Annotated in this window: 9 protein-coding genes; 1 reads left to right on the top strand and 8 read right to left on the bottom strand. The window is 68.4% G+C overall.

The window, feature by feature from the left end:
* The 8 genes from AC1D15_RS09715 to kdpF all read right to left on the bottom strand — a co-directional run.
* Positions 1–458 (bottom strand): hypothetical protein (locus tag AC1D15_RS09715; protein WP_477825815.1); only part of this gene is annotated, 458 nt, incomplete at its 3' end.
* 70 nt (positions 459–528) lie between these two features.
* Positions 529–768: a hypothetical protein gene (locus AC1D15_RS09710; protein WP_465113721.1), complete on the bottom strand. Its 240-nt coding sequence runs from the start codon at positions 766–768 to the stop codon at positions 529–531.
* Positions 759–2,147: an APC family permease gene (locus AC1D15_RS09705; RefSeq protein ID WP_477825814.1), complete on the bottom strand. Its 1,389-nt coding sequence runs from the start codon at positions 2,145–2,147 to the stop codon at positions 759–761. The genes AC1D15_RS09710 and AC1D15_RS09705 overlap by 10 nt, the downstream gene beginning before the upstream one ends.
* A gap of 78 nt (positions 2,148–2,225) precedes the next feature.
* The gene (locus AC1D15_RS09700) at positions 2,226–4,181 is read right to left on the bottom strand and encodes a potassium transporter Kup (protein ID WP_477825813.1); all 1,956 of its coding nucleotides are present in this window, start codon (positions 4,179–4,181) and stop codon (positions 2,226–2,228) included.
* The gene (gene kdpC, locus AC1D15_RS09695) at positions 4,165–4,752 is read right to left on the bottom strand and encodes a potassium-transporting ATPase subunit KdpC (RefSeq protein WP_477825812.1); all 588 of its coding nucleotides are present in this window, start codon (positions 4,750–4,752) and stop codon (positions 4,165–4,167) included. The genes AC1D15_RS09700 and kdpC overlap by 17 nt, the downstream gene beginning before the upstream one ends.
* Before the next feature lie 13 nt (positions 4,753–4,765).
* Positions 4,766–6,862: a potassium-transporting ATPase subunit KdpB gene (gene kdpB, locus AC1D15_RS09690; RefSeq protein ID WP_477825811.1), complete on the bottom strand. Its 2,097-nt coding sequence runs from the start codon at positions 6,860–6,862 to the stop codon at positions 4,766–4,768.
* Complete coding sequence (kdpA, locus tag AC1D15_RS09685; protein ID WP_477825810.1) at positions 6,859–8,580, bottom strand: potassium-transporting ATPase subunit KdpA; 1,722 nt, start codon at positions 8,578–8,580, stop codon at positions 6,859–6,861. Before kdpA ends, kdpB begins: the two co-directional genes overlap by 4 nt.
* Positions 8,580–8,669: a K(+)-transporting ATPase subunit F gene (gene kdpF, locus AC1D15_RS09680; protein WP_073468658.1), complete on the bottom strand. Its 90-nt coding sequence runs from the start codon at positions 8,667–8,669 to the stop codon at positions 8,580–8,582. Before kdpF ends, kdpA begins: the two co-directional genes overlap by 1 nt.
* Before the next feature lie 451 nt (positions 8,670–9,120).
* Between kdpF and AC1D15_RS09675 the strand changes: the two genes are divergently transcribed.
* Positions 9,121–9,308 (top strand): PAS domain-containing protein (locus AC1D15_RS09675; RefSeq protein ID WP_477825809.1); only part of this gene is annotated, 188 nt, incomplete at its 3' end.

The following is a 9,308-nucleotide window of genomic DNA, read 5'->3' as shown; positions in this document are numbered from 1 at the left end:
CGCAAGGCCAGCGCGCCCTTGCCGATGAAGAACAGCACCAGCACGTGGAACCCGACCGGCATCCAGTCGGCCATGAAGAGGTACAGCACCCCATCGAGGGCGTACACGGCGCCCCCCACGTAGAAGGCCCGCATGCTGCCGCGTTGCGCCATCAGGCCCATCGCGAAGAAGAAGGCCAGCACCAGCGCGTCGAGCGGCAGGCTGACAACCGGCAGCCCGGAGAACAGCGCATCGATGAGGCTGGTGATGCCCAGTCCGACGACGAAATGGGTGTCGCTGCCCGAGTGCTGCATGCCGACGTTCACCGCCGACAGGCCGGCGATCCACCAGAACCAGCGCGCGCCGGACTGGACGAGCGGCATCGATTCGGCCAGCGCGCGGGGTGTCTGCGCAACGGCAGGGGTGGCGACAGGGGCGCCGTCGGTGACAGCGGCAGGCACCGCGGTGGGTTCGGTCATGGGGTCCTCCTCATAGGCGGCCTCGTCGGGCCGCAATCCACGACGATAACAAAGCCCGGCGCGCGGCCTGCTACTTCCAGTCTTTCGGCCTGCCCGCGGCGATCCACCGCTCGCACTCCGCCTGCTTTCTCCCGCGCAGCCAGCCGTCCTTCTCCCAGCCCGCCTTGAAGCACTTTTCCTCCATGGTCATCCGCCCCGAGGGCCCTCGCGGAAACACCAGCCCATCGACCAGCATGCAGCTGCCGAGGCAGGCCACCGCGATCAGCGTGGCGCCAAAAACGGCACTGAAGACGACCTTGATCAATTCCATCGGCGCGCACGGCGCAGCAGCAGCGGCAACCCACCGAGCGCCAGCACGCCGACGCCTGCCAGTGCGCCGGCCTTCACGTACTGCAGGCTCGCCACGAGCAGGTAGACGCTACAGGCGCAGAAGGCCAGCGGCAGCCACGGATGGAGCGGCACGCGAAACGGCCGCGGCACCTCGGGGTACCGGCGCCGCAGCACCAGCAGCGCGCTGCCGCTGAGCGTGAGGAAGCCCCAGTACACCGGCGAGAGGTAGTCGACCATGGTCGCGAAGCCTCCGCGCGTGACGGTGCCCAGGCCCACCAGCGCCACGGCCACCAGGCCGATCGCCGCGATGGCCGCCGGCGGGGTGCCGCGCGAGAGATCCCACCGCGCCAGCCGTTCGCCGAGCGCTCCACCGATCAACCGCGCCTGCTGCAGGTCGCGCGCCGCCGCCCAGGTGGTGCGCGCGCCGGCGACCAGCGTCGCGTTCATCACGGTGACCGAGGTCAGCGCCACCACGCTGACGATCAGCAGCTCGCCCGGCCTGCCGAAGGCCAGCCGCATCAGGTCGGCGGCCGGCGCGTCGCTGCGCGCGAGCCCCTCCAGCCCCAGGCCGCGCAGGTAGGCCGCGTTGGCCAGCAGGTACAGCGCCGTCACCGTCGCCAGGCCCAGCAGCAGCGCATGGACGATGCCGCGCCGGTCGTCGCGCATCTCGGCGGACAGCGTGGCCGCGTCGCTCCAGCCGCCGTAGGCGAGGAAGACGAACACGAAGGCGGTACCGATCTCGACGTGCCCGTCGCGCGACGGCGCGGCCAGCGGCGTGGCCGGCGCAATGCCCTGCCCCCACAGCCACAGCGCCGCGACGCCGAGCGCAAGCAGCCCCGCGATCACCAGCGACATCAGCCCGACCTGCGTGCCCAGGCCGATGCGTACATGGCGCAGGTTCAACGCCGTCAGCACCACGATCGCACCCGCCGCGAACAGGGCGCTGCCGTAGGCGCCCAGGCCGGGGCCGAGCAGGCGGTCGAGCGCCACGACCTGCGCAAGGTAGTCGCCGAACACGAAGGCCAGCAGCGCCATCGAGCCGGTGTGGATGACCGCGAAGCGCGACCAGGCGAACAGGAAACCGGTGCGCGGCCCGAAGGCCAGGCGCAGGAAGTGGTAGTCGCCGCCCGCGTCGGGGAACGCCGCCGCGAGCTCGGCAAAGCACAGCGCGCCGACGAAGGACAGAGCGCCACCGAATGCCCAGACGAGGTAGAGCGCGGTGTCGCTCGCCAGGCTGGCGGCGACCATCGGCGAGGTCTTGAAGATGCCGGCGCCGATCACCATGCCGACGCACACCGACACCGCGTGGCGAACGTCCAGGTGCCGGTGCGGCGTGGCGGCGGAGATCGGTGCGGACATGGGCGTGAAGCTTAGCCGCTGGCGATGCGCGCGCTGCCGCGCATGCATATGCGAACCGCTGCCCGGGTGCCAGCGAGGCTAGATCTGCACCCGCGTGCCCAGCTCGACGACGCAGTTGTGCGGCAGCTTGAAGAAGTCTGCAACGCTGCCGGCGTTGCGCGACATCGCCGCGAACAGCGCCTCACGCCAGTGCGCCATGCCCGCTCCCTGGGTCGGGACGACGATCTCGCGGCTCAGAAAGTACGACGTGGCACCCGGCTCGATCGACAGGCCGTGCAGTGAACAGTGGGCCAGGGCGCGCGGGATGTCCGGCTGGTCCATGAACCCGTAGCTCACCTGCACTCGCCAGAAGCCTTCGACCAGCGGCGTCAGCTCGATGCGCTCGGCATCGCCGATGTGCGGCACCTCTTCGAACTTCACCGTCAGGATCACGTTCTGCTCATGCAGCACCTGGTAGTGCTTCAGGTTGTGCATCAGCGCCTGCGGCACCGTGTCGGGGTTGGCCACCGCATAGACCGCGGTGCGCGGCGGGCGATGCGCCGTGTCGTCTCGCGCCAGCGCGGTGATGAATGGCATCAGCTCCGGGTCGTCACGGCGGATGTGCTCGATCAACAGCTCACGACCTCGCTTCCATGTCGCCATCACGGCGAAGATCGCTGCCCCCATCACCAGCGGGAACCAGCCGCCTTGCAGGATCTTCAGCGAACACGAGATCACCAGCACGGCGTCGACCACCAGGAAGGCCGACGTCGCGGCAACGGCGACCGCCAGTGAATACCGCCAGACGTAGCGAACGACGAAGAAGGTCAGCAGCGTCGTGATGAACATCGTCACCGTGACGGCGATGCCATAGGCAGAAGCCAATGCCGACGAGCTGCCGAAACCTGCCGTGGCGAGAAGCACGGCCACCATCACGGTCCAGTTCACCGTGGGGACATAGATCTGCCCCGCCTCCTTCTCCGAGGTGTTCAGCACGCGCATGCGCGGCAGCAACCCGAGCTGGATCGCCTGCTTGGTCATCGAGTACGCACCCGAGATCACGGCTTGCGATGCGATCACCGAGGCCGCGGTGGCCAGCAGCACCGCCGGGATCAGCCAGGCCTGCGGGAACAGCCGGTAGAACGGGCTCTCCAGCGCCGACGGATCGCGCATCAGCAAGGCCCCCTGCCCCATGTAGTTCAGCGCGAGCGACGGCAGCACCAAGCCCGTCCACGCGATGCGTATCGGGCGTGCCCCGAAGTGCCCCATGTCGGCGTACAGCGCTTCTGCACCGGTCAATGCCAGGACGATCGAGCCCATCACGAGGAACAGGTGCCAGCCTCTCGCCTGCAGGAACGCCACCGCCTCCAACGGGTTCAGTGCCGCCAGGATGCCCGGCTGCTGCACGATCTGCAGCACACCCACGAGTGCGAGCACGAAGAACCACACACTGATGATCGGGCCGAACAGCTTGCCGACCGCCTCGGTGCCGAAGCGCTGGGCCATGAACAGCGCAACGATGATGGCGATCGAGAGGGGCAGGACGTAGGGTTTCAGGGTGGGCGTGATCGCCTCCAGCCCCTCGACCGCGCCCAGCACCGAGATGGCGGGCGTGATCACGCTGTCGCCATAGAAGAGCGCGGCGCCCAGGACACCGGTCAACAGAAGCAAGGTGCGACGCGTCGGTGTCCCACCGGCCGCCAGCGCGGTCAGCGCCATGATGCCGCCCTCGCCCCGGTTGTCGGCACGCAGGATCAGGATCACGTATTTCAGCGTGACCACCACCATCAGCGCCCAGAAGATCACCGACACCGCACCGATGATGTCCGGCGCGTCCAGCGGGACGCCGCTGGCGGGGTGGAACACCTCCTTCATCGTGTACAGCGGGCTGGTGCCGATGTCGCCGTAGACGACGCCCAAAGCCCCGAGGGTCAGCAGGCCGAGGCCCTGACGGTTTCCGTTGCTGTTCACTCTTGTACCGAGGGGTCTCAACCGCGCGTTTATAGCGGATCCATCCAGGCCGGGGCCCGGCCGAGGCTCAGGAGCGTGCAGCATCGAGCGCGAGGTTCAGGCGCAGCACGTTGACTCGCGGCTCGCCGAGGAAGCCGAGCCAGCGGCCTTCGGTGTGCTGCTCGATCAGGTCCTGCACCTGCTGGGGCGACAGCTTGCGCGCCTTCGCGACACGTGCTGCCTGGAAGAGTGCACCCGCGACGCTCAGCTCAGGGTCGAGCCCGCTGCCCGATGCGGTCACCAGGTCGACCGGCACCGGCGCGGTGTTGCCGGGATCGGCAGCGCGCAGCGCCTCGATGCGGCCCTTGACCGCGTCGACCAGCGCCGGGTTCAACGGCCCCAGGTTGGAGCCGCTGGAGGCCGTCGCGTTGTAGGGCGTCGGCGCGGTCGCCGACGGACGGCCCCAGATGTACCTGGGATCGCTGAAGTTCTGGCCGATCAGCGACGAGCCGATCGGCTTGCCGTTGCGCGTGATCAGGCTGCCGGCGGCCTCCTCGGGGAAGGCCACGCGGCCGAGGCCGGTCACGACGAGCGGGTAGGCGGCGCCGGTCAGCGCGGTCAGCACCGCGAACACGACCAGGGCCGGACGAAGGAGGGTGGAAACAGCGGAAGTCATGATGTCGAATCCTTCAGGCGAGGTGCACGGCCGACAGCAGCAGGTCGATCAGCTTGATGCCGATGAACGGCACCACCAGCCCGCCGAGCCCGTAGACGAGGACGTTGCGGCGCAGCAGCGCGGCGGCGCCGATCGCGCGGTACTTGACGCCCTTCAGCGCCAGCGGGATCAGGAACACGATCACGATCGCGTTGAAGATCACCGCCGACAGGATGGCCGACGACGGGCTCGCGAGCCGCATCACGTCGAGCGCGGCAAGCTGCGGGTAGGTGGTCGCGAACGCGGCCGGGATGATCGCGAAGTACTTGGCCACGTCGTTGGCGATCGAGAAGGTGGTCAGCGAGCCGCGCGTCATCAGCAACTGCTTGCCGGTCTCGACGATCTCCAGCAGCTTGGTCGGGTTGCTGTCGAGGTCGACCATGTTGCCGGCCTCCTTCGCGGCCTGCGTGCCGGTGTTCATCGCCACCGCCACGTCGGCCTGCGCGAGGGCCGGCGCATCGTTGGTGCCGTCGCCGGYCATCGCGACCAGGCGGCCGTCGGCCTGGTGGTCGCGGATCATCTTCAGCTTGGCCTCGGGCGTGGCCTCGGCGAGGAAGTCGTCGACGCCGGCCTCCGCCGCGATGGCGGCTGCGGTGAGGCGGTTGTCGCCGGTGATCATCACCGTCCTGATGCCCATGCGGCGCAGTTCGGCGAAGCGCTCCTTGATGCCGCCCTTGACGATGTCCTTCAGCTCGACGACCCCGAGCACGCGGGCCCCGTCGGCCACCACCAGCGGCGTGCTGCCCTTGCGCGCCACCTCGTCGGCGGTGGCTTGCACGTCGGCCGGGAAGCTGCCGCCCAGCGACTCCACATGCCGGCGGATCGCATCGCCCGCGCCCTTGCGCAACGAGCGCACCGTGCCGCTGCCGTCGTCCATGTCGACACCGCTCATCCGCGTCTGCGCGGTGAACGGCACGAACGCGATGCCGTGGCCCGACAGCTCGCGCTCGCGCAGGTTGAACTTCTGCTTCGCCAGCACGACGATGCTGCGGCCTTCCGGCGTCTCGTCGGCCATCGACGAGAACTGCGCCGCGTCGGCCAGCACCTTGTCGCTGACGCCCTTCGCGGGCAGGAACACCGAGGCCTGCCGGTTGCCCAGCGTGATGGTGCCGGTCTTGTCGAGCAGCAGCACGTCGACATCGCCGGCGGCTTCGACCGCGCGGCCCGAGGTGGCGATCACGTTGGCACCCATCATGCGGCTCATGCCGGCCACGCCGATCGCCGACAGCAGCGCACCGATGGTGGTCGGGATCAGGCACACCAGCAGCGCGATCAGCGTGGTGATGGTGACCGGCGTTCCCACGACGTTGCCCACCCGCGCGGCCTCGACGCTGAAGATCGAGAACGGCAGCAGCGTCACGGTGACGACCAGGAACACGATGGTCAGCGCGACCAGCAGGATGGTCAGCGCGATCTCGTTGGGCGTCTTCTGGCGCTTGGCGCCCTCGACCATCGCGATCATGCGGTCGAGGAAGGATTCGCCGGGGTTGACGCCGATGCGCACCACCAGCCAGTCCGACAGCACGCGGGTGCCGCCGGTGACCGACGCGAAATCGCCACCCGATTCGCGGATCACCGGTGCCGATTCGCCGGTGATCGCGCTCTCGTCGACCGAGGCCACGCCTTCGATCACCTCGCCGTCGAGCGGGATCACGTCGCCGGCCTCGACCAGCACGACGGCGCCCTTGCGCAGTTCATCGGCTTCCATCGGATGCCAGGCCGAGCCGTGCAACGGCCGCTCGAGCTTCTTCGCGATCGTCTTGCGCTTCATGCCGCGCAGCGATGAGGCCTGGGCCTTGCTGCGGCCCTCGGCCAGCGCCTCGGCGAAGTTGGCGAACAGCACGGTGAACCACAGCCACAAGGCCACGGCGAGGATGAAGCCCTGCGGCGCCTCACCCTGGCCGCCGAGCGCCTGCACCCACAGCAGCGTCGTGATGATGCTGCCGACGTAGACGACGAACATCACCGGGTTGCGCCACTGCACGCGCGGGTCGAGCTTGCCGAACGCAGAGGCGATGGCCGGCTTCACGAGCGCCGGGTCGAACATCGAGAAATTCTTGACGGTTGTCATTGCGGATTCCACAACATCAGGTGCTCGACCACCGGCCCGAGGGCCAGCGCCGGCACGTAGTTGAGCAAGCCGACCAGCAGCACGCTGCCGATCAGCAGGGTGACGAACAGCGGGCCATGCGTCGGCAGCGTGCCGGCCGTGACGGCCAGGCGCTTCTTCGCGGCCAGCGAGCCGGCGATCGCCAGCACCGGCACGATCACGCCGAAGCGGCCGAACCACATCGCCACCGCCAGCAGCGTGTTGTAGAACGGCGTGTTCGCCGACAGGCCCGCAAAGGCGCTGCCGTTGTTGTTGGCGGCCGACGTGAGGGCGTAGAGGATCTCCGAGAAACCGTGCGCGCCGGGGTTGGCGATGCCCGCCTTGCCGGCATCGGCCAGCACCGCGACCGCGGCCCCGGCCAGCACCAGGATCGGCGTGACCAGGATCGCGATCGAGGTCATCTTCATCTCGTAGGTCTCGATCTTCTTGCCCAGGTACTCGGGCGTGCGGCCGATCATCAGCCCGGCGATGAACACCGCGAGGATCGCGAAGATCAGCATGCTGTACAGCCCGGTGCCGACGCCGCCGAAGACGACCTCGCCGAGCTGCATCAGCACCAGCGGTACCATGCCGCCCAGCGGCGTGAACGAGTCATGCATCGCGTTCACCGCGCCACACGAGGCGGCGGTAGTGGTGGCGGCGAACAGACCGGTGGCGGCGATGCCGAAGCGCGCCTCCTTGCCTTCCATGTTGCCGCCCGGCTGCGTGGCACTGGCCGCCTGGTCGACACCGAGCTGCGCGAGCAGCGGGTTGCCCTGCTGTTCCTGTGCGGTGACGACGACCACCGAGACGACGAAGATCGCCGTCATCGCGGCCAGCACCGCCCAACCCTGGCGCATGTCGCCGACCAGGCGGCCAAACATGAATACCAGCGCGGCCGGGATCAGGAAGATGGCCAGCATCTGCAGGAGGTTGCTCAACGGCGTCGGGTTCTCGTACGGATGCGCCGAGTTGGCGTTGAAGAAGCCGCCGCCATTGGTGCCGAGCATCTTGATCGCCTCCTGCGACGCGACCGGGCCCATCGCGATCGACTGCGGCGCGGCCTGCAGCGTCGTCACGTCCTGGTAGGCGCCGAAGTTCTGGATCACGCCCTGGCCGACCAGCACCAGCGCGAACACCAGCGACAGCGGCACCAGCATGTAGGCGGTGACGCGCGTGATGTCGACCCAGAAATTGCCGATCGACGCCGACGAGCGGGCCGCGAAGCCACGCACCAGCGCGATCACGACGACGATGCCGGTGGCGGCCGAGAAGAAGTTCTGCACCGTCAGCGCGAGCATCTGCGTGAGGTAGCTCATCGTCGACTCACCGGCATAGCCTTGCCAGTTGGTGTTGCTGACGAAGCTGATCGCGGTGTTGAACGACGAGTCGGCGCTGACCGCGGCCATCGCCTGCGGGTTGAGCGGCAGCACGCCTTGCAGGCGCTGCAGCGCATAGACGGCCAGCACGCCGAGCAGGTTGAACACCACCAGCGCGATGGCGTACTGGCGCCAGCCCATGCCGCTGCCGGCATCGACACCGGCCAGTCGGTACAGGCCGTGTTCCGCCTTCACGAACGGCGCGAACCAGCGCGGGAAGCGGCCTTCGGCGACGGCGACCAGCCAGCGGCCCAGCGGCCAGGCCAGCAGTGCAAGGATGACCAGGAAGGCCACCAGAAGAATCCAGGCTTGCGAGTTCATCAGAAGTCCTCCGCCTTCAGCAATGCAAAGACGAGGTACACGAGCAGGCCCAGCGATGCCAGGCCGGCCAGCCCATACAGCCAGCTCATGTGCGTGCTCCCAACTTGTCGCAGCCGATGGCCATGCCGACGATGGCGATGAACATCAGGGCGACGGCTCCCAGAAACAGAAGGTCCATGGACTCCTCACGACGGTGATTCGGATGTCCAGGAGCGTAGGGACGGGCGCATCAAATCGGTATATGGATTCGGGTGCTGCGCATCAAGACGGCGTAAAGACGTCCTGGAGCCGACGCTCGGCTGCACCGCGACCGAGGCCGTGGACGGCCAGGATGCCTGCGAGAAGACCACCGCGCGCGACTTCGTCCAGAAGGTGCTGCGCCAGGCCTTCATCCGGCAGGGTAAACCCCCGCCGCTGCCAACTGTTCGACACAAATCCGTTTCGCGCCGCCCCGCGCTCAAGCCGGTCCCCCTGCACGTCGATATCCGGGCAAGCGTTCGACAGAGACGCCCTTGCATCGCTTCGATGGAGACTGTCATCGTGTCATCACCCCCCGCCGCTGCCGAACGACTGGCCGTCGCCGACGCCGCGCTTGCGCCAGGCCGCGCCCCGCTGGCGTCCCAGGCCTACCAGGAGTTCCTCGAGCAGGCGCAGGTCGGCGTGTTCCTGATCCAGGACGGCCGCTTCCGCTACGTCAACCCGAAGGTGGTGGAGCTGCTGGGCTACAC

The organism is Rhizobacter sp. P2_H2, from assembly GCF_056403375.1.
The sequence above is the reverse complement of the archived record's forward strand: the minus strand, read 5'-3'. Positions and strand labels throughout refer to the sequence as shown.

Bases quoted from the DNA above. Each gene is read 5' to 3' on its own strand.
- AC1D15_RS09710 (WP_465113721.1), bottom strand. From the start codon at position 768: ATGGAATTGATCAAGGTCGTCTTCAGTGCCGTTTTTGGCGCCACGCTG.
- kdpC (WP_477825812.1), bottom strand. From the start codon at position 4,752: ATGACTTCCGCTGTTTCCACCCTCCTTCGTCCGGCCCTGGTCGTGTTC.
- AC1D15_RS09705 (WP_477825814.1), bottom strand. From the start codon at position 2,147: ATGTCCGCACCGATCTCCGCCGCCACGCCGCACCGGCACCTGGACGTT.
- kdpA (WP_477825810.1), bottom strand. From the start codon at position 8,580: ATGAACTCGCAAGCCTGGATTCTTCTGGTGGCCTTCCTGGTCATCCTT.
- kdpF (WP_073468658.1), bottom strand. From the start codon at position 8,669: ATGAGCTGGCTGTATGGGCTGGCCGGCCTGGCATCGCTGGGCCTGCTC.
- AC1D15_RS09700 (WP_477825813.1), bottom strand. From the start codon at position 4,181: ATGCTGCACGCTCCTGAGCCTCGGCCGGGCCCCGGCCTGGATGGATCC.